This is a genomic window from Myxococcales bacterium (assembly GCA_016706225.1).
GTDB lineage: Bacteria > Myxococcota_A > Polyangia > Polyangiales > Polyangiaceae > JADJKB01.
Window position 1 is genome coordinate 78710 of sequence record JADJKB010000022.1, and the last position, 25524, is coordinate 104233.

At 66.2% G+C, this 25524-nt stretch carries 21 protein-coding genes; 2 read left to right on the forward strand and 19 right to left on the reverse strand.

All coding sequences use genetic code 11. The annotated features are described in order from the left end of the window. Positions 1-1179, reverse strand: a complete 1179-nt coding sequence (locus IPI67_31470; GenBank protein ID MBK7584694.1) for an SH3 domain-containing protein — start codon at positions 1177-1179, stop codon at positions 1-3. A 269-nt stretch (positions 1180-1448) separates the two neighbouring features. Here IPI67_31470 and IPI67_31475 point away from each other — a divergent pair, with 269 nt between their 5' ends. Then, on the forward strand, positions 1449-2327 hold the full coding sequence (locus IPI67_31475; GenBank protein MBK7584695.1) for a hypothetical protein: 879 nt from the start codon (positions 1449-1451) through the stop codon (positions 2325-2327). Between the two features lie 25 nt (positions 2328-2352). On the opposite strand, the gene IPI67_31480 is transcribed toward IPI67_31475, so the two are convergent. From IPI67_31480 to IPI67_31540, 13 genes are all read right to left on the reverse strand, one after another. After that, positions 2353-3303 carry a serine/threonine protein kinase gene (locus tag IPI67_31480; protein ID MBK7584696.1) on the reverse strand — a complete coding sequence of 317 codons (951 nt, stop codon included), beginning with the start codon at positions 3301-3303 and terminating at the stop codon, positions 2353-2355. 53 nt (positions 3304-3356) lie between these two features. Beyond that, positions 3357-3560, reverse strand: a complete 204-nt coding sequence (locus tag IPI67_31485; protein ID MBK7584697.1) for a hypothetical protein — start codon at positions 3558-3560, stop codon at positions 3357-3359. A 12-nt stretch (positions 3561-3572) separates the two neighbouring features. Next, positions 3573-4151, reverse strand: a complete 579-nt coding sequence (locus tag IPI67_31490; protein ID MBK7584698.1) for an electron transport complex subunit RsxA — start codon at positions 4149-4151, stop codon at positions 3573-3575. Positions 4152-4159: 8 nt separating this feature from the next. Continuing rightward, the gene (gene rsxE / locus IPI67_31495; protein MBK7584699.1) at positions 4160-4813 is read right to left on the reverse strand and encodes an electron transport complex subunit RsxE; all 654 of its coding nucleotides are present in this window, start codon (positions 4811-4813) and stop codon (positions 4160-4162) included. Between the two features lie 2 nt (positions 4814-4815). Next, entirely contained in the window at positions 4816-5469 is a 654-nt protein-coding gene (locus IPI67_31500) for an FMN-binding protein (GenBank protein ID MBK7584700.1), read from the reverse strand. Continuing rightward, positions 5466-6467, reverse strand: a complete 1002-nt coding sequence (locus IPI67_31505) for an RnfABCDGE type electron transport complex subunit D (GenBank protein ID MBK7584701.1) — start codon at positions 6465-6467, stop codon at positions 5466-5468. Before IPI67_31505 ends, IPI67_31500 begins: the two co-directional genes overlap by 4 nt. Further along, positions 6464-7777: an electron transport complex subunit RsxC gene (gene rsxC / locus IPI67_31510; protein MBK7584702.1), complete on the reverse strand. Its 1314-nt coding sequence runs from the start codon at positions 7775-7777 to the stop codon at positions 6464-6466. Before rsxC ends, IPI67_31505 begins: the two co-directional genes overlap by 4 nt. A gap of 11 nt (positions 7778-7788) precedes the next feature. After that, positions 7789-12150: a 4Fe-4S binding protein gene (locus IPI67_31515; protein ID MBK7584703.1), complete on the reverse strand. Its 4362-nt coding sequence runs from the start codon at positions 12148-12150 to the stop codon at positions 7789-7791. Continuing rightward, a complete protein-coding gene (locus tag IPI67_31520) occupies positions 12147-12983 on the reverse strand; it encodes an RnfABCDGE type electron transport complex subunit B (protein ID MBK7584704.1) in 837 nt (278 codons plus the stop codon). The genes IPI67_31515 and IPI67_31520 overlap by 4 nt, the downstream gene beginning before the upstream one ends. A 13-nt stretch (positions 12984-12996) precedes the next feature. Next, positions 12997-16797, reverse strand: a complete 3801-nt coding sequence (locus IPI67_31525) for a ferredoxin (GenBank protein ID MBK7584705.1) — start codon at positions 16795-16797, stop codon at positions 12997-12999. A gap of 75 nt (positions 16798-16872) precedes the next feature. Beyond that, positions 16873-17826: a 2-oxoglutarate oxidoreductase gene (locus IPI67_31530; GenBank protein MBK7584706.1), complete on the reverse strand. Its 954-nt coding sequence runs from the start codon at positions 17824-17826 to the stop codon at positions 16873-16875. A 33-nt stretch (positions 17827-17859) separates the two neighbouring features. Next, a complete protein-coding gene (locus tag IPI67_31535) occupies positions 17860-19767 on the reverse strand; it encodes a 2-oxoacid:acceptor oxidoreductase subunit alpha (protein MBK7584707.1) in 1908 nt (635 codons plus the stop codon). A 230-nt stretch (positions 19768-19997) separates the two neighbouring features. After that, complete coding sequence (locus tag IPI67_31540; GenBank protein MBK7584708.1) at positions 19998-20459, reverse strand: hemerythrin domain-containing protein; 462 nt, start codon at positions 20457-20459, stop codon at positions 19998-20000. A 155-nt stretch (positions 20460-20614) separates the two neighbouring features. Between IPI67_31540 and IPI67_31545 the strand changes: the two genes are divergently transcribed. Beyond that, positions 20615-21100 carry a ferritin family protein gene (locus IPI67_31545; protein MBK7584709.1) on the forward strand — a complete coding sequence of 162 codons (486 nt, stop codon included), beginning with the start codon at positions 20615-20617 and terminating at the stop codon, positions 21098-21100. A gap of 17 nt (positions 21101-21117) precedes the next feature. Here IPI67_31545 and IPI67_31550 read toward each other — a convergent pair whose 3' ends face one another. The 5 genes from IPI67_31550 to IPI67_31570 form a co-directional block, all read right to left on the reverse strand. Further along, positions 21118-22497, reverse strand: coding sequence for an ArsB/NhaD family transporter (locus IPI67_31550; protein ID MBK7584710.1), 1380 nt, complete (start codon positions 22495-22497; stop codon positions 21118-21120). Between the two features lie 137 nt (positions 22498-22634). After that, positions 22635-23978 (reverse strand): ArsB/NhaD family transporter, encoded by a 1344-nt coding sequence (locus IPI67_31555; GenBank protein ID MBK7584711.1) that lies wholly within the window; start codon positions 23976-23978, stop codon positions 22635-22637. 12 nt (positions 23979-23990) lie between these two features. Further along, a complete protein-coding gene (locus IPI67_31560; GenBank protein ID MBK7584712.1) occupies positions 23991-24386 on the reverse strand; it encodes a CBS domain-containing protein in 396 nt (131 codons plus the stop codon). A 4-nt stretch (positions 24387-24390) separates the two neighbouring features. After that, entirely contained in the window at positions 24391-24930 is a 540-nt protein-coding gene (locus IPI67_31565) for a hypothetical protein (protein ID MBK7584713.1), read from the reverse strand. Between the two features lie 177 nt (positions 24931-25107). Then, positions 25108-25317 carry a hypothetical protein gene (locus IPI67_31570; protein ID MBK7584714.1) on the reverse strand — a complete coding sequence of 70 codons (210 nt, stop codon included), beginning with the start codon at positions 25315-25317 and terminating at the stop codon, positions 25108-25110. Positions 25318-25524 lie beyond the last annotated feature (207 nt).

The following is a 25524-nucleotide window of genomic DNA, read 5'->3' on the forward strand; positions in this document are numbered from 1 at the left end:
TCAGTAACCCGCGCGCCGAATGGCATGGTAGCCCGAGGTTGCCGTGCGGTAACCCTTGACGCAACCCGCGGAGCAACCCTTGCACTCGTAGGCGTACATCGAGCCCCAGCCGTCACCCTTCGAGTAGATGAAGATGTGCCCGCTGCCGCCGCTCCGGTACACCAGCGCGTCCGCGGCCTTCAGGCTCGAGCGGGATACCGTCTTCCATTGGCTCGTGTCGTTGTCGAAGTCGGCGGTGCTGTAGGGGTGGGAATCCGACGCCAGATCGGTGTTGCTCGACGGAACCTGCCAGACCTTCGCTACGAAACCCGAGCAATCGGCGCCGTAGCTTCCGCTGTGGGAGCAACTGGGGCAGGACCCCGAGCAAGAGCCGGCGTTGCCGTTCACGCCCTCGGAACGGAACCGGCCGTGTCCCCACCAGTACGAGAACCCGACACCCGCTGCGGCGCGCGCCATGGCGCTGTCCAGCACTGGGCTTCCGCCGGCCGAGCCCGCGCTGCCTCCGGCTGACCCGCCACCCGAACCGCCGCCGACTGCGCCGCCGCTGCCGCCCGGATCACCGCCGACCGCTCCACCGCCCGACCCACCGCTGCCGCCGCCGCCGTTGCCGGAGCTGGTGTAGTACTTGCTCGAGCTCCACCCCACCGTGCCGTTGAAGTCGATGTTGTAGTAGCCGTTCTGCGTGGCAGCGCTCACGAGCTTGACCTGAGACCCGCCAACGACCACATCGAGCACCTGATACGAAGTCGAGGGTCCGCTGCGCAGGTTCACGTCGCCGGTCGCCGTCATCACGGTGCCCGTTGGTCCACCGCCGCCACTCTGCACCGGCTCGTAGTACTTGCCGTAGCTCCAGCCGATGCTGCCGTCGTGCTTGACCTTGTAGTAGCCGTTGCTCGGCGCCGAGGCCTGCAGCGTGACGATCGAGCCGTCCGGCACGACGTGAAGGATCTTGGCGGAGCCGGATGGGCTGGTACGCAGGTTCACGTTCGCGATGGCTTCGAGCTGAGTCCCGACCGCCGTGCTGCTCCCCGAGAGGCCTTCACTCGCGACGGTGCCGTCCTCGCTCAAGTCCTCGGACAGTGGTGGTGCTGTCGTCGTTGCACAGCTGGGTGTCCAGACGGCGCACACGCCGGCGACCAACATCACCACCAAGGAAGACCTGCTTACATTCGACCACATTTGGCTGCTCCTACCTGGCCGGCACTAAGCACGCGACGTGCCGCCCCACTTCTGAGGGAAAACGCCGAGAAAAACCGCGATGTCGACTTTGTGGGAAAATGTAGGCCTTGAAACCAAATCCGGTTCCGTCCGGAATCCGTCTGGACCGCGGCGAAACGGACGCCGAACCAGAGGCCGCGCGCGCTCTGCAAATGCGCGCGCTCGACTACGCCAGCTGGGTTTGTCATCGCCGCGGCACGGCTGGATCAATTCCTGCGTATACTCAGCGCATGTTCGCGCGCTGCATCGTCCTGACGTTGGGCATCGCAGCGTTCCTGGGAGCGTGCAGTGTCTCGACCGAGGCCCCCGCTCCGAATGATACCGGCACCTCCGGCGCAGCGGGCGCGCTGCCAGATCCCGACACCGAGCTCACGCCCGACTTGCCCATGGGCGGCGGTGGTCAGAGTGGAGGTGGCTCGGGAGGCGTGGCGGGACAGGCGGGCGGAGCCGCTGGCGGTGGCGGACTACCCGCACCAGTTTGTGGAGATGGTTACTGCGATCCAGCTGGCGAGAGCTGCGCGGTGTGCGCTGCGGACTGCAACTGCGGCGGAGGAGGAGCGGCGGGCGCCGGAGGCTCTGGCGGCAGCAGCGGCTCGAGCGGTGGAGGCGGCTCGAGCGGCGGCGGCCCGCTGACACCCGCTCAAGAAGCGATGACCAGAGCCGAGAGCGGCGTGGGTTTTTCGTACTGGTGGGGACACGGCCGGTTCTTGCCCGAGGGGCCCACCGCGGCCAACAAAGGTTCGTGCTCCGGGAGTTGCTCGAACTGCACGCACTCCGGCAGTTATGGCGGCGACTGCTCGGGTTTCGTGGCGAAGGTCTGGCAGGTTCCGTCGACCAATTCGGATCTGACCAAGGACTCTCACCCGTACAGCACCGCGGACTTCAATGAAGACACGAGCCAATGGAAGACGATCGACAAGGGCTCGCTGAAGCAAGGCGATGCAATGGTGTATCGCAGCGGTGGTGCCGGTCACATCTTCGTGTACGACCACGGGGACGGCTGGGGCTCGATGTACGCCTACGAGTGCAAGGGTTGCTCCTACGGCTGCACCAAGGGCTTCCGCACGGCGTCCAGCTCGTATCACGCGATCCGTCGCGCCGGGTACTGACAGAGCCACCGGTCGCTCCGGCTCCTCACTTCCCCGTTGCCAGCTCGTTCTTCAGCGCACCGAAGATCAGCTTCGCTTGCTCGGTCTGCGGTTGGTATTCGTCTGGACCGTCGAGCTTGGGCACCTCGGGTTCCGGCCCCGGCTTGCCGAGGATGACCTCACACGCACGACAAAACGCGTCCATCGTCTGGAAGCGCCGGTCGGGAGATTTGCGCAGTGCGACGGCGACCAAATCATCGATCGCGGGGTCGAGCTCCTCGACCAACCACGAGGGCGGAGGCGGCGTACTCAACAGCTGGTGCGCCATCGAAGTCGGAGCGTTCTTGCCAATGTAGGGCAACTCACCGGTCAGCACGAAGAAGGTCACGATGCCGAGCGCGTAGACGTCGGAGCGCGCGTCCGCCGTATCGGCAAGCGCCTGCTCCGGCGACATGAAGTCGACGGTGCCGATCGCCAAGAGCGAGCCGGTCACGGGGTTGTGGTCGAGCTTGGCCAGACCAAAATCGCCTATCTTGATGCACGATGGCGGAGTGTCGGGACCCACCAGCAACAAGTTGGCAGGTTTTACGTCGCGATGAACGACGCCTGCCGCGTGGATCGCGGCCAACCCGCGCGCAGCCTGGGCCATCAACAACAGCGCCACCGTGGGATCCATTCGACCGTTTGCCTCGACGTGCTCGCGCAACGTGGGCCCGTCGACCAGCTCCATCACGGCATAGTGAGCCTGGCGCCAGAGCCCACTCTCGCGGTAGCGCACCACGTTAGGGTGAACGACGCGCCGAGCCGCTTCGGCCTCCTGGACGAAACGCTTCACGACCTTGTCGTCTTTCGCGACCGAGGGTCTCAGTATCTTCAGCGCGACGCTCTCGCCAGTCGTCGAGTCAATGGCGTGATGCACCACGCCCATGCCGCCTTCACCCAGCAACTCCTTGACGAGGTAACGGTCAGCAAACGCCTCGGTGAACTCCGGCTCCATGCTTGGTTTGTGCGTCTCGGCCGGACGACATCACAGCCGAGTGCCGCTCGCAATCAGCCGGCGCGCGCGGCCGGTGAGTCGCCATTGGACGCTCGCTCGCCCGGGCCGTCATCCTCGTGCGGGTCGCGACTGCAGCCTCCACCGCCTCCACAAGCCCCACAGCGCCCGCTGTTGCCGCAGCCGCCGGAGGCCCGATCGATGAGCACCCACAGCGCACACGCGGCAGCGAGTCCGAGTACAGCGAGGATCTCGACCATCTTCTGACTACCTTACGCGTTGGAGAAGAGGCCCGCAAAACCCATGAACGCCAGCGACAGGATCCCGGCGATCAGGAAGTTCAGTGCCGTGCCTTTGACCAGGTCCGGCGATCCGTTCACTTGGGTCTCCTCCCTGATCCCGGCCATGATCACCAGCGCCAGAGAGAGTCCGACGCCGCTGCCAAGGCCGAACACGAGCCCCTCGACCAGCCCGTAGCCGCGGCTCGTCTGGAACAGGGCCAGCGCCAGGATGGCGCAGTTGGTCGTGATCAGCGGCAGGTAGATCCCGAGCGCACGAAACAAGACGGGGCTGAGCTTCTTGATCACCATCTCGACGAACTGAACCGTGCTCGCGATCACGACGATGTAGCTGATGACCGCCAGGTAAGGTGCCTTCACCAGGATGAATCGGTTGAGCGCCCAGGTGGAGAGTGCCGTGATCAACATCACGAAGATGTTGGCGAGCCCGAGCCGCAACGCCGTGTCGACCTTGGTCGTCACGCCCATGAACGGACACAGCCCGAGAAAGTAGCTCAGCGTGAAGTTGTTGATCACGCACGCGGAAGCGAAGATGAAGACCAGGTTCCCCATGTCGCCCATCACGACACCGCCTGTTCTGCGCCGTTGTCCCGGGTTGCCGCCCGCGCGCGCCGCTGCCGCACGTAGGCAAACAGCGTCAGCAGCCCTCCCAGCGTGAGGAACCCACCGGGCGGCAAGACCATGATGGCCCACGGTTCGAAGCTGTCGCCCAGGACCGGAAACTCGAGCAGGGTTCCACTGCCGAGCAGCTCGCGAATCGCCCCGATCAGGCTGATGATGAGCGTGAACCCCACACTCATGCCCAGGGCATCGGCGATGGAAAGCCACACGGGGTTGCGCGCCGCGAACGCCTCCGCTCGTCCCAGGATGATGCAGTTGACCACGATCAGCGAGATGAAGGCGCCAAGCTGTTTGTGAGCCGCGGGCAAGAGCGCCGCGAGGGTGAAGTCGATGACCGTGACGAAGGTCGCGATGATCACGATGTAGACCGAGATTCGGACGGGGCCGGGGATGATCTTGCGCATCGTCGACACCAACGTGCTCGAGCCGATCAGCACGAAGCTGGTGGCCGCGCCCATGACCAGGGCGTTCTTGAGGGAGTTCGTCACCGCCATGGACGGGCACAGCCCGAGCACTGACACGAGCACCGGGTTCTCCTTCCAGATCCCCCGCGTCACCTCCGGCCACGCAGGTCTGTCGTCGTTTCCCGTCATACTCACTTCGCCTCCGCACTCGCCGTCTTGGGATCGGCAGCGCCCAGCTTCGACAGCCAAATTGCGTGGCTCTTGCCCAGAATGGAGACGACGGCGCGCGACGAGATGGTGGCGCCGGTGATGGCGTCCACCTGGTTCTTGGCGGTCTTGTCGCCCTTTTTCACTAGCTCGACCTTGGGGTCGACGAGGAGCTCGTTGAAGTTGGCCTTGAAGTGGGGATCGAACGCGATCTTGTCACCCAGGCCGGGCGTCTCGCGACTCTCCAGCACTTCCATGCCGATCACTGCCCGTCGCGCGGGGTCGTAGCCGTAGAGCAGCTTGATCGTGTCCTGGAAGCCGGCCCCCTCCGCTGGGATGGCGTAACCGATCGCCTTCCCGCCCTCGTCGCGCCCCAGATAGATCACCGGGTCCCGGTTCGGCGCGCCGATCTTGCCGGTGAACGGCACGAGCGTCGCGCCGGTCAGCGCGAAGGGTTCGATCTTCGAGGTGCCGGGCAGCACCTTGTAGATGGCCTCCTGCATGGCTTTCGCCCGGTTCTCCTGGATCTTCTCGAGCGTACCCAGATAGACGCTGACGATGATCAGACCCGACGCCAGTCCGGCGAGCGCCAGCGTGCCGGCCAAACGCAGCGAAGAAGGCTCCGCCCCGGCGCTCATCGCTTGCCTCCAAAACGCCGCGGTTGGGTCGTTTTGTCGATCAACGGACAGAGCGCGTTCATCAGCAGGATGCCGTACATCACACCCTCGGGCAGCCCGCCAAATATGCGGATCAGCACCACGAGCAGACCGACGCCGGTCCCGAAGATCCAGGCACCCCGGGGAGTGAGCGGGGTGGTGACCGGATCAGTGACCATGAAGACCGCACCAAACAGCAGGCCGCCCGACAGCAACATGAAGATCGGCGTCGGGTACGCGGTCGGCTTCCACAGGTGAAGCAAGCCCGAGAGCACGGCCACCGACAGCAGCGTTGACACCGGTAACCGCCAGTCGAAGACACGGCGCAAACCCAGCCACAGCCCGATGACGATCAACAGCACGGCCGCGGTCTCGCCGAGTGAGCCCGAGGTGTTGCCGCTTAGCAGGTGGCCCAGCTCGGTGCCCTTGTGCTGGAACTTCGACAGCCCGAGCGGGGAGGCCGAGCTGATGATGTCGACTTTTGCCTTCATCAGTGGCAGCGCGAACGTGCTGCCGTTCATGTGGAGCATGCCTTGCCGGGGTGCGACCCAGGTCGTCAGCGTGATGGGGAAGGCCGCCTGCAAGAACGCCCGCCCGACTAGCGCGGGGTTGAACATGTTCTTGCCCAGGCCTCCCCACATCATCTTGCCGAGGGCCATCGAGACGATGCCGCCGAGGCAGGCCATCCACAGCGGGATGGCCGGCGGCAGCGTCAGCGCGAGCAAGATGCCGGTGAGCAGGCCGGAGCCGTCACGCAGGGTCGACCAACCCCTGCGATCCGACAGCAACCACTCGGTGGCGACGGCACCCACCACGGACGAAACCACCAAGAGCAGCGCCGTCAGGCCAAAATAGTAGGTTGCGGCGGCGATCACCGGGACCGTCGCAGCCACCACCTCGAGCATGACACTGCGCGTTGTCGGGCCGCGGTGCACGAACGGCGACGTGGAGATCTGAAGAGTGTGGACGCCCTCGCTCACGCCGACTCCTTCTGCCGAACCAAGCCCTTACCCACCCGGATCAACTGCACCAGCGGGATGTGAGACGGGCACGAAAATGAGCAACTCGCGCACTCGAAGCAGTCGAGGACATTTTGCTCTTTCAGCTCGTCCGTGAGCTCCGCTCGGGTCAGCTGCGCCAGTCGCGACGGGTTGAGAAACATGGGACACGCCTCGAGGCAGCGCCCGCAGCGAATGCACGGCTCTTCCGGCGCGGTATGGCTGACGCGCGTCAGGACCAGAATGCCAGAGGTGCCCTTCGTCACGGGCACGTCCAGGCTCTTTTGCGCCATGCCCATCATCGGACCACCCAGAACGACCTGTCGTGCCTCGGGGAGCAGACCGCCGCAGTGTTCGATCACCTCTCGGACTGAGGTGCCAATCGGCACGATCACGTTGGCCGGTCGGCGCACGCCGGGGCCGGTCACCGTCACCGCCCGCTCGATCAACGGCTGGCCGCGGTCGAACAGATCGGCGAGCGCCGCGGCGGTGCCCACGTTTTGCACCACGATCTCCAGATCGAGGGGCAGACCGCCAGCCGGCACCTCCTTCGCGAGGATGGCGTCGATCATCATCTTCTCGGCGCCTTGCGGGTACTTCACCTGCAGCCCGACGACCTCCACTCGCTTTGGATCGACCTCCCGCTCCAGTGCCGCGATCGCATCGGGTTTGTTGAGCTCCACACCGATGTAGGCGCGCTCCGCACCAGTGGCCTGCATGATCAGGTCGAGACCACGCTTCACGTCCGCCGCGCGCTCTGCCATCACCCGGTGATCACAGGTGAGGTAGGGCTCACACTCGCAGCCGTTGAGCATCACGAACTGAACGCGTTTCCCCTTGGGGACCTTGAGCTTGACGTGGGTCGGAAACGCCGCGCCGCCGAGACCCACCAGACCGCCGCGCTGGATGGCGTCGATCAGTGCCTCGGTATCCGCGGTCTTCGAGTCCGGGACCTCGATGGGTGTGACCTTCTGGCTCGAATAGGCGTCAGCCTGGATGACGATCGTCTCGACCCGTTTGCCGTTGGGCGCGAGTCTCAGCTCGATCGCCTTCACGCTGCCGGTCACCGGCGCGTGCAAGTGGGTGGACACAAAACCCGACGCTTCGGCGATGACCTGGCCACGCTCGACCTTTTGCCCAGGACGAACCAGCGCTCTGGAAGGCGCGCCGATGTGCTGAGACAGCGGTAGCGAGTACTCGTCGACGAAGGGCACGCGCTCGAGCGCACAGGCTGCCGTCGCCTCTTTCCGCTCCGCGGGGTGGACGCCGTGGCGAAAGGTGCGCCCCGTCAGGGACAAACTCGTCACGTCGGTCCCTCGCCGGGTTTGCTTCGGGCGGCTCCATAACCCGCCAGCTCGAGCAGTCGTGTGCCGAGGCGAGCCGTTGTGTCTTCCGCATGGCGCGCGGTCTCCGCCGCCAGCTTCGCTTCGTACTCCGCCGTGAGCGCCGCGAGCGCCGCCTGGTGCTCGGCGCGCAGGTCACCCTCCGCGGCGGAGCGCACACTCAGCGTGAATGGCGTGGAGACACCCGCAAGCTCTTGCAACGTACGCCACGTGTCGAGTCGCTCGACCACCGCGCGAGCCAGGTCGGCGTTCAGGGAGCGTTCGACGCCATCCAACGTCACGCTCGGCGCCGCGCTGCCCCGCTCGCTCGGGTCGCCGAGCGCCCACGCGGCCACACTCCGAGTCGCCCCACTCGGCTCGGTGAAACACGCGGCGAATCGCGCCTCTTTCAGCGCGAAGTGCGCCGGCGTCAGCAGCTGGCCGCTCGCATCTTCGACCCACGGCTGGTCGAGCGCGGGGTTGCCGGCAAGGCTCAGCTTGGAGCCGAACACCCCTTCCGCCGCGGGGTCCCAGCGTAGGAGCGGATGGACTCGGCAGTCGACCGCCGCCCGCGCGCGCTCGAGCGTGATCGCAGTGTCGAAGCCGTGAGGACCGGGACGCGGTGCGTACAGGTGAATCAGCGCGGGTCCTTCGGCGTCGAGCGCGGCATGTACGCCGGCGAACAAGTGCTCGCGGTGAGCGACGGTCGTGGAGAGGACGAAGGCACGACGCTCCGCAACGAAGGGCAAGAGTGATTCACCCGAGCGGAGCAGGTGCTCGCGTCCGTCGAGCACGATGACCTTGATCGGCAGGTCCGCCCCGAGCACACGCATGAGGCCCGCACGACCTTCGGCGCTGAGAGCCTCGGGGCCGGCGAGGACCAACATCGGAGCCGCGCGCGCTCGTTCGACGGGTGCCAGAGCCGCGAAGGTCAGCTGCTCCAGCTCACGCTCCTTCAACATCCAATCGGCAGGCGCCGCCAGGCAGAGCTCCGCCAAACGTGTGAGCCGTGTCTCGGCCACGTGCGCTCTTGCCATGCTCTCTGCGAGGCCGAGCGCGAGATCGAACGCGCCACCCGAGAGATCGACCACCACGGGTGCGGCGAATGGATTGCGGGGAAATTCTGCGGCCCACTCGGCCAGTGTTGGGCTCGTCACCACAAGGCCGTGACGTGCGCGGCCCATTCCGTCGGCGCCGCTTGCGATCGCTTCGCGGAGCTCTTGGAGTTTCTTTGTGGTGTGCACCAACTTGCGTGCTTTGTCGCCGTCCAGTCCTCGTTGCTCGCCCAGATTGTCCAGGCGTGAGAGCACCGCCGTCATGCTGCCGCCGCGATCGGGTACATCTTCGAGAGCGCGTTCGAGCGCACCAAGGTCGTCGGCGGGAATGGCCTGAGCGAGCTCGCGCCGCAGCGCCTCGCGCAGCTGCCCGAGGAGTGTGTCCATGCGACCCAGCTCGGTCACCGACAGGCGCTGCTGGCGATACTCCGTCACGGCGACGGCCAAGCGCGCTCCCAGGCGTGAGCCGGAGCCCGGCTCGTGTCCTCCGCCGCCCGTCACGCTGAGCAGCGTGTGTCGACTGGCGAGCGCGGCTGGCAGCTTGCCCACGGCGTCGAGGCCGGCAGCGTGGGCGAGACTCTCTCCAGTTGGATCCGGCAAGCGCTCCCAGACTCCGAAGCCGAGCTGTGCCGCATGCACTGCCGGCTCGGTGCGCCCTACGACCCGAATCGCTTCTTCGGCGCACACTGCGGCGCAGCCTCCGCAGGCCTGGCACGCCGCCGGATTCAGCGCGAGGCCGAGCAACTCCCCGCTTCCCTTCGCAGCACCGTGAGGTCCGTGGAAGAACGCTTCGGTCACGGCGAACGGTAGTGCGCTGATGGCGCGCAGGGTGGTCTCGAACGCCCGCTCGAACTCGGGGCGATCGTCGTCAGTGACCTTCATTTGCTGCGTGAGCCAGTCGAAGCTTTCGCGCAAGACTTCGGTGGTCAGCCGGCGATGTTTTTGTTTCGCCAGGCTGCCGTCCACACGAGCAGCCAGCTGTTTGTGGGCGCGCTTGAGCTTTTCTGCTTGAGGTTTGCGTTCGGCGCCGGGCTCCGCCGCGAGGTCAGCCGCCGCATCGAGCAAGCGCTCGCTACGGATGACGCTCGGTGCGATCGCCGAGTCCGGGCAGGCGCTCCAGCATGCGCCGCATCCAGTGCAGCGCTCGGCGTCGAACTGGGGCAAGCGGTTCTGATGCACAGCAACGTGAAACAGTCCGCTGGTGCTGGGCGGCACTGCCCCAAGCGACAAGTAGGGATCCGGCGCCCGCTCGGCGAAGCCCGCGTCGATGCGGGGCTCCGCTAGCTCACCCCAGAAGCGCGGCAGGTTGTCGTAGGTCGAACGCGCGCTCGTGAAGCGTCGCACCGCAAGGGGCACGGGCGAATCCGCCGGCGCCGGAGCGAGCTCAGGGAAACTCTCCCACTGCAATCGCTCGGGCACGCCGCTCGCGGTCGCGGTAGCGGCTTCTTTTGCGAGCAGCCAGGCAGCGTGCTCCACCAGTTCGGTGACTGGCGCGTTCAGCACCCAGATGCCGAGTCCACGCGTGCGGATCTCGTTCCGCCAGGACTCGGGAAGATCGCGCCAGAGCGCTTCCGCCGGCAGTGGGCTGGCGATCAGCGCCGAGCCGCCCGTCACGACCTTGCGCAGCGGATTGATGTCGTTCGGCAATTCTGGCGCCGCCACGATTGCGACGTCGTGCCAGACCCCACCCGCGGGATCCGTGAGCGGCACGGGGCACACACTGACCTCGGCCATCCAGGTTCCCTGCTCGGCACCGGTCTTGCGACTTCTGATGTGTTGACCGACTACGGCTGCACACCTGGTGGCGAGCGCGTCCAACACGTCCTCCGGCGACTCGCTGGTCCGAGCCCAGAGTCCCACAGTACGCGCGGAGGCCGGCCGCAGATCGAGCGGTGCGTCGATCGCCAGCGCCGAGCGCGCGAGCTCCGGGTACGCGCCGCGGACCTTCTGATTCAAGACCTCGCGGCGAGTGTGTTTCGGGTGGGCTTCAGGGAAGGCCACTCCGAGCAATAGCGACCGCTTGGCGCCCGCGCCTGCCTTCATGTTCTCGAAAGCACCCAGCAGATCCGAGTTCGACAGGGGCTGTCCCCCCAAACCATGACTCGCGAACACGATTCGCGACTTCTCGGCGCCGAGCGCACTCTCGATCTCACGCGACAGGGGGCCGCCCGCTCCGAGGGCATCACCCGTGCGTTCCAGCACCGTGATGGTCTCGACGTGCGCCAGCGCCTTCCGGATCTCGTCACGCGCGAGGGGCCTCAACCACTCGATGCCCAGCACTCCGACTTTCTCGCCGCGCTCCTTGCGCAAGTAGTCGGCGACGGCCGTGGCGGCGTCGATGGCGGCGCCCTGCGCCACGAAGGCAACCTTCGCGTCCTCGAGCCGATGTTTCGAGACGAGCTCCAGCTTGCGCCCCGTCAGCAACGCAAACCGCTCGATGGACTCCGACAGCAGCTCGATCACGTTCCGCCCGAAGAACTCGTGCTGGCCGGCCAGGGAGAGCGCCAGATCTTGACCGGCGAGCTGCATTCCATGGGCAGCCGGGCGGTCGAGATCGAACCAACGCGGCACGCGACGACGACTTTCTCCCAGCAGCATGCTCTGCGCTGAACTCTGCGCGGCGAGCTCTTCGCTGGGCAGGCCGCAGAGTTCCCGCACGGTCGCAGCGCTCGGCAGCTCGAGGCTCGCAGGAGCCCAGGCCGTTTCGGGTCCTTCCTGCGCGATGACCGCCGGCACGAGTGAGAGCTCCGCTGCGCGCCGTGCGATCAACGCCATGTCCGCCGCGCGCTGGGGAGTTCGCGCCATGCACAGGATCACACCCGTGTCAGCCAGCGCGTGGTACGACCCGTGCCCTTGGGCGCCGAGTGTGGAGGCCGAGGCCGTGTCCGCCGACACGACGGCGTGGACGATGAACGGCGCACGGCGCGCAACGGCGGCGTGCAGCGCCCCGTGGCACGCCAGGACGCTCTCTTCGGGGATTAGCACCGCGACGCGTGAGCCGGCCATCGCGCGCCCCGCAGCGTTCGAGATGGCCGCCCGCGGGTCCTCGCACACGGTCTGGAAGACCGGCGCGCCGAACGCGTTCGGACCCGCCGAGCGCTCGGCGCGAGTCAATAGCTCGCCCCGCGCGGCCACGCGAAATACCCGCTCGCTGGTCTGTACTTCGGCGGCCAGCGCCGCCGCTGCGCCGCTGCTGACGACGCGCTGTCCGGCCGCCGGCGCGACGCTCTTTGTGTCGCCGCCCACCACGCGCTCGAACCACTTCGCCGCCGCTGCTCTGAAGCTCATGATGCCACCTTCAGTCGCCTTCGGGAAAACTGCACACCTGGGACCTCCTGGATGGCGCCGGTCGGACAGCGCAGCGTGCACTTGATGTCCACGCGCGCGGCGTCCTGAATGACCGGCAGGCCGCCGCGCATGCTGATCGCATCCCGCGGCGCGTCCAGCGCGCAGCGGCCGCAAGCGTCACAAGCCACCGTGCAAGCCCGCGTCGCCTCGGCTCCGGCGAGTGGGCTGTTGCACTGGACGATAATGGGCTGATCGAGCGCTTCGATCGTGAACAGGTTGAGCGGGCAAGCCACGACGCAGTCGCCGCAAGCCGTGCACTTGTCGATATCCACCACCGGCAATGCCTCGGTGTTCATGTGAATTGCCTGGAAAGAACAGGCCCGATCACAATCTCCGAGACCCAGACAACCCCAAGAACATGCCCGCCCTCCGCCGTTCACGACGAAAGCTGCGCGACAGGACGGCAACCCTTCGTACTCGGCGAGCCGCCGCACACTGGATTTTCCGCCCGCGCAGTGCAGCCGCGCCACGCGTTTCACCCGCTCACCCGCCGCGACGCCGAGATAAGCAGCGATGGCCGCGATGCCATCCGCGTTGCTCACGGTGCAAGAGCTCGGCTGCGACTTACCTCCGACCACGTTCTCGGCAAACGCGCGACAACCCGGCTGACCGCAAGCGCCGCAATTGCTGCCGGGCAGGAGCTTCTCGACGTCGTCGATTCGAGGGTCCTCCCAGACCTTCAGCTTGCGGTTGGCAATGGCCAAGATCACTCCGAACGTCAGCGCGACGCCGAACATGATCCCCCCAGCCGTTGCGATCTCATTCAGCGGCACGGTGTGGCCTCCGTCAGTTGAAACGTGCCGCTCTGGCGAGGAGGTCGGCGTCGACCGTTTTGTCGTCTTTGCGGGGCTCCCCTGGGTGAATGCAGGCGGCGGGGCACTTCTCTGCGGCCCTGACCAGCTGCAGGAACGTGCCGGCCTTGGCGTCCGCGAGGACTGCCTGTTTGTCGCCGTTGTACTTGAACATGAGCGGGTTCACGTTCAGGCATTCGTTGCACGAAGTGCAGAGCGGCGTGTCGACGTAGGGATCCGAGAACGAGACGACCTCTTCCTCCACGACAGGGGCTGGCGCGGGCGGGCTCGCCGCAGCCGCAGCTTCCGGAGTCGGAGGCGGAGCCCCGACCCGGGCCACGCTCTTCGTCGTCGCCGGCGGAGCCGTGGCCGCGGGCGCAGCGAGCGCCCCGGGATTGAGCAGCGCCTCGGCGAGTCGGCGGAGCGCGGTGCTGGCTTCCTCGTTGCGAACGCGCTCGAGCTCGGCTTGGTGCGACGCTTCGAGTGCCTGCTGCGCCCGCAGCGCTTCGGACTCGGCCTCGTGGCGGGCGGCGTCGGCTGCGCGGCGCGCGTGTTCGTTGTCGGCGCCACCGAGCTCCTGGATCACATGCCAGATGCGCAGGCGCTCGCGACACGCGAACGCCAGCTCCCGAGACACGACCGCCCGCGCGAATTGTCCGTCTTCGCCGACCACCCAGATGAACGGCAAGTGGGTGAGGTCGTTCGGGGGTCGAGTCAGGTAGGGGGCGAGCTCGACCTGTTCGTCACTCCAGGCCTCGCGCGGGATCAACCAGAAGTGTCCGCGCATTTCCAGGCTGAGCGCCGCCGCGTCGGCAAACGTGGTCGTCACCTCGAGCTTGCCCGCGGTGCCATCCGCGCTCTGGATCTCGAGCGTCGAGGTCGGCCAAGCCAGCTCGGCTCGGGGGTTCTGCCCGATGTCGAAACACTCCGCCCACGAGCCACCTTGGTCCGGATCGTACGAAAACGGAGGCAGCGCTCGCCCTTCGAGGCTGGCGCCGAGCTCGAGCCAGGCCGGGATGGGACCGGGCACAGGGCGTGGAGCAACGAGCACGACCGCCGGTCTGAGCGCAACAGCCATGCGTGCGAGCCCGTCGCTGAAATGCTGCGGGCGTGCGAGCGTGGCTTGAAGCACGAGGGCTTCGCGGTGCGCAACGAGCACGTAGCCGAGTCCCGGTTGGCCCGACAGGGCGAGGCTCTCTTCGACCAGCACGTGAATCGGACGGCCCGAGCGCAGCAGTCTGGAGAGGGAGTCGAGGGAGGACTTCCACACTCGGTCGGCGCTCTCGACCACGACGATTGGCGGCACGAGCAGCAGCTCTTCTGCGCTGAAACCCGTCCACTCGAGAGCCGCGATGCTCGCGCCGTGCACAGCCTCGTCGTAGGCGCCGTCGAGCTCGAGCCGCGCCACCCGCGCGGCGCGAAAGACCTCCGCAAAACGCAGCACCATGCCGTCGAAGAGTCCGCACGCCACCTCGAAACAGTCGCCGTGACGGATGCGTTCCGCTCGCCCGAGCTCGAGGTCGTCGGGCACACTGCCGTGGTGAACCACCACGAGCTCCGAAGCGGTGGGCAACTCGGCAAGGAAGCGCTGCAGCGTCTGATGTGCGCGCTCGATACGCCGTCGGCGTTCGTCGTCGAGCGGCCGCGGCCCGCGCGTCGCCGGCAATGTCCGGGCGAGCACACTTGGGTCGATGAATGCGGCGCCTTCGCCCAGGACGGAGCCCACACCTTCGGCGGAGCGCGCCTTGGGTGAACGCGCGGCCTCGATCCGGATCCGATCACCGAGCGCCGAAGCCAGGCGCTTGATCTGTTCCAGCGTCTCCGAGGTGCGGCGCGCGCGTTCGGCGAGGACCACTCGGGCGTACAGCTCGAGGTGAACGTGCTGGGAAAGTCCAAGCAACCGCCCAGCCACCGGGAGTGATCGGCGGAAGTTCGCGAGCTCCCCATCGAAGCTCTTCTTCGCGGCAGCGCTCAGCTCGAAGTCCCGAGCGAACCGCGCCAACGCGCGCTCCAGCGTGACAGCGACGGGGGCTGGGCCCTTCGCGTCAGCCAGCTCGTGCGCCACCGACGCGACGAACCGCGGCAAGTGCTCCGCGATCACGGCGCCCGCCGAATTCGCGGCCGCTGAAACCGCAGTGATGAACGGGACGACGGCGGGCTCGCTGTCGAGGTCGACCAGCAAAGGAAACTGTTGCTCGACACCCCGGGCGAGCCAGGCAGAGACAGCAGCGGGCGCCAACGGCAAGAGCGCAGCGGCACCGGCGGCCCCCTCCCCCGTCACGTGAAACTTCCGAAGCGCGGTCCGCCAGCTCGACGCCACAGAGCTCGTAACTCCCGCTGGCATGACCGGGCGCTCTTTGGTGGTGCGCGCCGCGCGCGCAACCGTCGTCGCCGTGGGCTCGACCGCGACCAGCGCGGGTTCGCCAGCCAGGGACCGAACACGGTTTTCGTCCAGTCCGAGCCGCTTGGAAACCGCCGGCGCGCTCGCCTCGATCAGCGCGCGACCGAGGGTGAGCCAAGCCGAATTCGGAGCATCGAGCTCGCTGGTTCGCTGGCGAGTGTCCAGCCATTGGATCCGCGCGGAGCGGCGTCTCAGCACGTCGCGCTGCGCAGCGCTGAGCTCACTCCACACTGCCTGTGCGCTGTCCGCCGCCGACGCGATGACCACGGTGCCAGCTTCGGCCAGCTGAGTCTCGAGCCGACTCGGGTCGAGCAGGACCGGATCGGCCGCCAGGAGCAGATCGATGCTGGCTTGCCCGCCAAGGCTGCCCGCGCCCCGCCCCACTGAAAGGAGCGACGCGGCCCCGGAACCGCCCGGCTCGGCGATGGTGATCGAGCCGGCCTGTGCCAGCCGTGCGGCGACGTCGCCGAGCAGCGCCTCGGCACGCGCGCCGGCCGGCACCACACCGATGACAAACCGCGGGGAGCTCGCTGGGACGACTGCCTCTTCCTGTGAAGGGAAACCCAGTGCTGCGCGGAGCGACGGGATCGGATTCGCGCCAAATGGATCCGCGGTCGGCAGCGATTGCGCGTTCACACCCAGCGCCGCTCGAACCGCAGGTTCCAGACGCCCCCTCATCCACCCGGCCTCGAGCACGGCCACGCGTTTTCCGGACACCGCTTCGACCAGCGCTTTGCTGGGAAAGGGTCGGAGCTGTGCCAGCGAGACGACCGCGCAACGGACACCGAGCGAGGCCGACGCCGCAAGTGCTACTTCCCGTGCATCGGCGGTCGTGACGATCACCACCTCCGCGTCGTGGCTGTGCTCCCTCGTCAGGGGTGCGATTACTCTGCCGAGCTTCGCCGCCACCTTCTCGAAGGCGATCCCGAGCTCGCGACTCACCGCGTCTTCGTCGGTGACGAGGCGTTCGCGACTCGCAGCCTCCGAAAAGAGCGGCGCCACCTGGTCTTCCGAGAGCGGTTGAATCAACCAGAGCTCACGCTCGAACCCCGGGTGGACCAGCAGCTCGCCGGCCAACGCCGTCATGTGCGCGACCAAGGCCTGGTCACAGGCCTCTTGGGCTGTGGATGCAACCAGCTCGAACGCGCCAAACGCATTTCCCCGGGCGCGCTGCAACGTGGTGCGGTGGAGCACCCACGGCACCGCAGCCGCCGCGTGACTCAGGAGTCGCACCTCCTCGTCGGCCAGCAGGCGGGCTGCCCGCACTCCCGAGAGCGCGAGCCCCTCGGCCGCTGCCGCCGTTCCCACGGCACCCGAGCCGCACAGGGTCCTCTCCGTCAACGCCAGGGCTGTGCCCCCGCGACACACCCGCTGGCTCGGTTCGCTCTCTGGCACTGGCGCTGCTCCTTCCCGCGCTGCGCCCCCGCTCGCTACACTCTCCTGACGAGGTTCCAACATGGCTTCGTCCACTCAAACGAGGAAACGGTCGATCTCACTCTGCACCGCCGCCAGCTTCTTCTCGACGCCGGTGCCGATCCCGCGAGCCGACTCCTTGTCGTAGCGCTCCGCGTTCTTGTTCCGGTACAGGAGCCCGATCGGGATCGGCATCTCGGAGCCCGCGATGTCACGCGCCGCTTTGAGGTCACTCGGATCGTGCTCGACGCGGTTGGGGAACATGCGATTCAGGCTCGCGTCGGCCGGGATCCCATCCGGGTGTGTCAAGAGCAGCAGCTTGGTCGGATCTTGCTGCACGTCGTCCCACTGGTGATCCATGTAATGCGGACAGCGCTGCAGGATGCGCACGAAGCTCAGTCCCTCGTGTTCGTACGCCTGCTTGATGGTTGCCGCCACGTGGACGGGGTTCCAGTCCACGGTCTGAGCCAGAAAGGAAGCGTTGCGGATGCCCAGCACGACGGACAACGGGTTCAGCGGGCTGAGCGGTGACCCAGCGGGGTGGGTGTTCGACTTCTGGGTCAGACGGCTGGTCGGCGACGTCTGCATCTTGGTCAGACCGTAGACGTTGTTGTCGAACAGCATGACGGTCATCTTCATGTTGTAACGAATCGCGTGGATCCAGTGCGCCGTGCCGATGGCGCAGCAGTCGCCGTCGCCGGTCGAGACGAAGACGTGCAGATCCGGCCGGCGACTGCGTACGCCACAGGCAACGGGCAACGCGCGACCATGCAGGCTGTGGAAGCCGTAGGTCTTCATGTAGTGCGGGAAGCGGCTGGAGCAGCCGATGCCCGATATCATCGCGACCTTCTCCGGTGGCAGCTGGTAGTCGCGCACGAGCCTCTGCACGGCCGTGAGCACCGCGTGGTCGCCGCAGCCGGGACACCAGCGCGGCGTTGCACCTTCGTAGTCCTCCAGCACGAAGTGGCGGGGGGAGATGTCAGCAACCCAGTCGAGCTTCAGTCCGAACATTCCGCGTTCTCCTTGATCCTCGTTCGAGCCACTTCACTGCACGTTGAGCCGGCGTCGCAGCTCGCGTTCGATGTCTCCGGGCGGAAGCGGAATGCCCGGTACGCGCGACCAACAATCGATGTCGACCAACGTCCGCGCCCGCAGGTACCAGGCGAGCTGAGAGTATCTGCGATTTTCCTCCGTGACCCCCGGCGAGCTCACGTCGTCGCTGTAGTTGATCTCGACGGTCATCACGCGCTTGAAGCGGCTGAAGATCTCCTTGAGCCCCGGCTCGAGGGGAGACAGGAAACGCAGGGTCAGCGAAGACACCTTGCCGCCGTCGGCACGGATGCGGTCCACCGCTTCCTCGATGGCTCCGCGAGCGGAACCCCAGCCCACGACCAGGAGGTCACCGCTCGGGTCGCCGTGGATCTGCGGTGGCTTTAGCGTGCTCTGCAGCGTGAGCAACTTGGCGCTTCGCCGCTGCATGGCCCGCTCGTTGATGGCGGACTCATAAGCAACCTTGCTGCGCTCGTCGTGCGCCAGGCCGGTCAGCACGTACTCGCCGCCCTTCTGCCCTGGAATCGGCCGGGTCGACAGGCCCGTTCGTTCGTCCCAGGCGTAGGCCGGCACGCCCGCTTCCCAGTCGCCCTGGTCGATGGGTGGGGCCAGCCATTCTTCCTGTGGCACGGGACGCTTGAACGGCTGCTGGCCCGTCGCCAGGTTGGCGTCCGTCAGGACCATGACCGGTCCGCGGAAGGTCTCGGCCAGTTGTCGGGCGGTGATCATGAAGTGAAAACACTCCGGGATGGTGGACGGAGCCATCACGATCTTCGGCGCGTCGCCGGGCGCGGCGTAGAGCGCCGCCAAGAGGTCACCCTGCTCCACCCGAGTGGGCAATCCCGTGCTTGGACCGCCGCGCTGGACGTTGACGATCACCAGCGGAATTTCGGCCATCACCGCGAACCCGATGAACTCCGTCTTCAGCGCGAGCCCTGGCCCCGAGGTAACCGTGACGGCGGTCTTGCCCGCGTACGATGCGCCGAGCGCGAAACCGATGGCGGCGATCTCGTCTTCGGCCTGGTGGATGAATCCGCCGGTCTTGTGGATCGCGGAGGCCAGGTAGTGGGTCACCGAGGTCGCCGGCGTGATGGGATACATGGAGCAGAGCTCGATGCCGGCAGCCAGGATCCCGAGAGCGGTGGCCTGGTTGCCATTCATGACCACGAGCTCCTCCGTGGTCTCACGCGCCGGAATGCGATAACGCACGTCCAGATTTCGCTCCGCCCAAGCGTAGCCGGTCTCGACGAGCGCGGCGTTCGCCGACTGCAGCTTCTCGCCCTTCTTGGCGAACTTGGCCCGCACCTCGTGGAGCACTTTTTGTTTGTCGTGTCCGTAGAGCGCACACATCAAGCCGAGCGCGAACATGTTCTTACCGCGCCGCGCGTCCGGCACGACCTTGAGGCACTCCTCTTCCATCTCGACTTCTCTGATGACGTAACCCCGCGCCAAGAAGTCGGCCTTGGCCTCGGCGTAGGCCTCGCGGATCGCCGTCTGCGGGTCATTCGCCCATTTGCTCTCGAGGAACACCGTGGTGCCGGGCCTGAGCGCGCCGACGTCGATGCGGCTGTAGAGCACCTGCTCGTTGAACGAGATGACCACATCGGCGGAGTCGCCCATGTTGGTGACCTCGCCGGAGCCGATGCGGACACGGTTTCCGCTGGCGCCCGAACGGGAGCGCACCGGCGGTTCGATCTCCGCTGGGATGATCTCTACCGTCCAGACGCCGTTGCCCATCTTCGCGCAGATGGTGCCGAAGAGCTGGCCCGCAGTCTGGGCCCCCTCGCCGGAGTCACACACCACCTCGACGACGTGCTGGCTGACCGTCTCGACGCGATAGTCCTGGGGCAGCGGCTCCCCCTGAGAGCCGTTGGTCTTCTGAAGGGGCGCTGTGCTGGTCATCGAAGCCTCTTGGATCCTCTCTCGGCCGCGGCGGAAAATTCACCGCAACGGTTGCGTCGCCCAGACCGTCTGGACGGCGCCAACGAAAAGAATGCGGAATGGCGGCGGGGTAGTGCGCCTTTCGGGGACGACTCGCGCGACGGATGCGAAATCTGAGCCATGGTTGGTGACCGCAGCGCTGTAAGGCGCGGTCACGGGCAAACAAGAAGGGGTGAGGTAACCGCTGGGGTTCAGTCGCCGACGCCCAGATCGTCCCAGTAGGTGTTGAAGATGAGCTCGTTCTCTTCGGCCTCGTGACGCCGCAGCTTTGCGACCGCCCGTCGCGCCCGCACCCCGATGCGGGCTGCGGTCTTGACGTCACCAGGCCCGAGCGCGCTCGCGTGCTCCGCTACCTGACGAAATTCCGCCAGAATCTCGCGGTGCTCGGCGGTCAAGGTTGTGAGCTTGCCCATGAGGTGGGGAGCATGTTTGGCGATATCGGCGAAAAGGCTGCCCTCGGCTTCGCCACTGAAGTGGTGCTTCAGGTGCTCGATGACGATCGAAGCCCGACGGCTCAGCTCCGGACCCCACTTCTCGTCACGCGGCGTGTTCGGCTCAGCCCAGGCGTCCAGCTCACTGACGTGCTGCACGACCTCGCGGTGCTCCTCCAGGACCTGACTGCGCTTATCCCCGGAATTCTCGCTCTTTGCCATGGCTACCTCTTGGCGCGCGCGAACTTGCACACCTCGATCGTTTACCACGACCCGAAGCGCAGGGCGCGCGCGTTTCCTGCGCGTTTCACCGCTGTCCGATCGATGGATGACCGGGGTCATCTTCGGCGCCTGCGCTAGGCTGAGCGCGCCAACCCATGACGCATTTCAACGCCAACGAAGTCCTCGAGCTTGCCCTCGCGATCGAGCGCACAGGCGAGGAGTTCTATCGCCAGGCCGAGCAGCAGGTCAGTGACCCCAAGGTCAAACAAACGTTCCGCTCGCTCGCGCTCGAAGAGGTCGACCACGAGCGGGTCTTCAAGCGCATGCTCGAGCGCATTGGCCGCTTCGACCCCGGCGAGAGCGCGTCCGAGGACTACTACGCTTACCTGCGAGCCTACGTGGACAACGTGGTGTTCTCCCAGGCGCGCGCTGCAGAGTTGCTCGCCAGCACGAAGGACAGCGAGACTGCCCTCCGGTTTGCCATGCAGCGGGAGCAGGACGCGATTCTGTTCTATCTGGAGCTGAAGAACCTGGTGCCCCCCGAAGAGCACGAGGTCCTCGACCGGATCGTGACCGAGGAGCGGGGGCACTTCCGCAAGCTCGCCGAGTTGCTCGGCGAACGTTCTGCCGAGTCGGCCTGACGACGAGCGGGGGCCGCTCAAAGGTAGCGCAGCCACATGTAGACGTGGCTGACTACGATGCTGCCGAGCATCAAGGGGAACGCCACCTTGATGTACTCGATGAACCGGAACCGGACTCCGGCCCGTTCGGCCAACCCCGCCACCACCAGGTTGGCCGAAGCACCAATCAGCGTCCCGTTGCCACCGAGGCACGCACCGAGGGAGAGCGCCCACCAGAGCGGCTGAAGCGCCGCGTCTCCGCCAAAGGTCGGCGCCGTGGCCTTGATCATCGGGATCATGGAAGCTACGAACGGGATGTTGTCGACGAAGGCGGACAACACCGCAGACGCCCAGAGCACAGCGAGCGTCGTGGTCTTGAACTCGCCGTGCGTCGCAAGAAGCAGCTGACGTGAGAGTCCATCTATGGCCCCCGTTTTGACCAGCCCGTGCACCAGGACGAACAGCCCGAGGAAGAACATCAGCGTGATCCACTCGGCCTCGGACAGCGCCCCGGCCACGTTCTTCGACTGGGTTTCTGCGTCTTTGCCCAGGTTGTCCAGGAGCAGCAGCAGCGCGGCGCCGAACATCGCGGTCGTGGCGGGCTCGATGTGGATCTGGCGCTGCAGCACGAATCCGGTGATCACCAGCGCGATCACCAGCAGTGACTTCTTGAGCAAGGCCGGGTCGGTGATGGACTCTCGCTCTTCGAAGCTCATGACGCGTTTTTTGTGCGCCGCGTCCGCCGTCAGGTGCCGGCCCCATACGAAGTAGAGAGGAACCATGGTCAGCGGCAGAACGATCAGCGCCACTGGACCCACGTGGAGCAAGAAGTCGTTGAAGGTGAGGCCCGTCGCCGAGCCAATCATGATGTTGGGCGGGTCACCGATCAACGTCGCCGTGCCACCGATGTTAGAAGCGATGATCTGCGTGAACAGGTAGGGGTAGGGCTTGACCCGGAGCTCTTCGGTGATGAGCAAGGTAACGGGAACCGTGAGCAGGACGGTCGTGACGTTGTCGAGCAGCGCGGAGAAGACCGCGGTGACGACCGACATCATCAAGAGCACGCCCCAGGGGTTGGCCTTCACCTTCTTGGCTGACCAGATGGCGACGAACTGAAACAGCCCCGAGCGCTGCGTGGTGTTGACGATCAGCATCATGCCGAGGAGCAGTCCCAGGGTGTTGAAGTCGACGGCCTTGACCGCTTCTTCCTGGTTCAGCACGCCCGTGAGCACCAACAGCCCGCCGCCGACCAACGCCAAGACGGCGCGGTTCAGCTTCTCGGTCATGATCGCGACGTAGACGGCCACGAACAACACCACAGCCACCCAGAAACTGCTCATGCCGAACAGCACATGGCTGGCGTGCGCGGCTTCTCCGAGAGCGGGTGCTGAAGTTTTCTCGATGATGTCAGTGCCCATGCTGGCCAGCGCCACGAAGCGTCACGCGAAAAGCGCCGACCTGCTCCGCTGCCCGCGGCTAATACCGCCATCGCGGCGGCAGCACCAGCTTTAGACGAAGTCTTCCGTGCACGAACTGCGCGCTGTGCAATGCGGGCTCAAAGAAACCGGAACCACATGTACGCGTGGCAAAGGGCGATGCTGATGAGCATCAGCGGAAACGCCACCTTCAGGTACTCCACGAAGCGGAAGCGCACGCCGGCTCGATCCGCGAGGCCAGCCACCACGAGGTTGGCAGAAGCGCCGATCAGCGTGCCGTTCCCACCCAGACATGCGCCGAGCGAGAGCGCCCACCAGAGCGGCAGGAGCGCGTGCTCGCCCCCGAACGTCGGTGCCATCGCCTTGATCATGGGGATCATGGACGCGACGAACGGGATGTTGTCGATGAATGCAGACAGCACCGCGGATGCCCACAAGATGACGTAGGCCGTCACGTTGAAGCGGCCCTGGGTGATCCCCACCAGTTGCCTCGCAACCAGATCGATGGCCCCCGCTTTCACCAGGCCGTGGACCAGGACGAACAGGCCCAAGAAGAACATCAACGTGATCCACTCGGCCTCGGACAGCGCACCCGCCACGTTCTTCGACTGGGTCTCGGCGTCCTTGCCGATGTTGTCCAGGAGCAGCAACACCGCCGCACCGACCATGGCCGTGGTCGCCGGCTCGACGTGGATCTGGCGCTGCAGGACGAAACCCGCGATGACCAACGAGATGACCAGCAGCGACTTCTTCAACAGTGCCGGATCGGTGATCGACTGGCGTTCCTCGAAGCTCATCACGCGCGCCTTGTGCGCCGCGTCGGCCGTGAGGTGGCGCCCCCAGACGAGGTACATCGGCACCATCGTCACGGCGAACACGACCACGATCAGTGGGGCCAGGTTGTAGGCGAAGTCGTTGAATGTGAGGCCCGTAGCCGAGCCGATCATGATGTTGGGGGGATCGCCGATCAACGTCGCGGTGCCCCCGATGTTCGACGAGAAGATCTGGGCAAACAAGTAGGGATACGGCTTGACCTTGAGCTCGTCGGTGATGAGCAAGGTCACCGGCACCGTCAGGAGCACCGTGGTGACGTTGTCCAGGAGAGCAGAGAAGATCGCCGTGACCAGCGACATCATCAGCAGGATGCCCCAAGGGTTCGCCTTCACTCGCTTGGCCGACCAGATGGCCACGAACTGGAACAGCCCGGAACGCTGGGTGGTGTTGACGATCAACATCATGCCGAGCAACAGCCCAAGTGTGTTGAAGTCGACGGCGCTGACGGCCTCCTCCTGGCTCATCACGCCGGACAGCACCAGCAGCCCGCCGCCGACCAGCGCCAGGATGGCGCGGTTCAGCTTCTCGGTCATGATCGCGACGTAGACCGCCACGAACAGTGCCACGGCCACCCAGAACGGGCTCAGACCGAAGATCACGTGGCTCGCAGCTGCAGCCTCGCCATGCATCATGCTGCTCCGTCAGGAAGGCACGAGCGCAGCGAGTACGTCGTGCGTCGCGACCACTCCCACCAGGCGGCCAGTCGCCGGATCCACGACAGGGATGTTGTTCGCACCGCGGTACAGGAGGTGCACCAGCTCGAAGGGGGAAGCGTCCGGTGCGGCTATGAGGTCGGGTTTGACCATGAAGTCTTTGACCGGCAATTGGGCGATCTCCGCCATCCGCTCACGCACCTCGTCGATGCTGTCCGACATGAAACGCAGGTCGGGCACTCCGGTTCCGATCAGCACCGCCTTCGGCAGCAGGTTCGCGTACAAACGCTGCAGCTTGAACATCCCGACGAGTTTCCCCTTGGCGTCCACGACAGGAAGATCGGTGGCCTGCCCGTGGAGCATCAGGGCAGCGGCTTCTGCCACCGTGTCAGTTGGGGCCAGCTGCCTGAACGACGTCCGGAAAAGGGTTGCGGTGCTCATGACACTCAGCTCTTTCGCGTTGGCTTGGTGGAGAACGAGCGCCCAGCCTGCCGACGCTCATACCAACACGCCGATCAGTGCGCCAGCCGCCCGGCGGACCCACGCGCGCAAGAAACTCGCGCCGCCCGAGCCGGCCTCGAGTCGCGGGCGCCGCGGGGACTGGCTCCGTCGCTTTGGGCCCGCCGGGGTCATCAAACAGCACCGCCTCGCCCTGAAAGCCCCGGGAACTTCGCACCAGCACGGTCGACGGGAGATTGGTCAGCAGCTGGTTCATGCGTTCCATGAACGCCTCGGCGGGTTCGTTCCGTGCCGGCAGGCGCAGCCCGATGATGGCGAGATCGACGTCGTGGCTCTCCGCTCGCACGATCTCGGCGATCGAAAGCGCTCCCTGCACGATGACCCGGGGAACCGCGCGCAACCGAGCGTTCTCCAGTACCCTGCGGATGCTCTCTTCGGTGCGGGCACGTTCCGTGTCGGAGCGAACCACCGTGCCGGTTCCTGGTGGGTCAATGGCTGGCTGGATTGGGCGCCAGCCTACCACAGGGTCAGCTCGAGCTGGCCGACGTCGGCTCGCGCTCACACGACCGCCCGCGGCCACCGATCGGGAGCCGCCGTGCAGCACAGCGAGCGCTCGAACGAGTCGCCCGCCACGCCGTCGAGCAACTCAGTCCTGCGAGTCCGCCACCGGGCCGCCGCTCATGTCGAGCACACGAGGTCGGGGCGTGGCGCTCGCGACGTCGCGGTACGGGGGATCGAGCGCCGATGCTTCAGCCAACGTGTTGGCTACTTTCTTGAGATCGACGACCCGTGCTTCCAGGTCGGCGACCGTCGCCGTGAGTAGGTCGAGTGTGGTGTGAATTGCCAGTGTTGCCATGGACCCCTCCATTGGTGCGATCAGACTCATCAAGCTTGGGCTGACGCTGACCCAAAGCAACCCGCGGGGCGTGAATTCTCCCGCGCCAATCGTGCACGCGATCTGCGTTCGTGGCCGGCGTGGCGCGTGGGATGCGCGAATCCTCTGCTTACGCTGCCGGACACCCGCTCCCTCGCATCGGACCAGCGCAAAGATGGCACTGAAGCC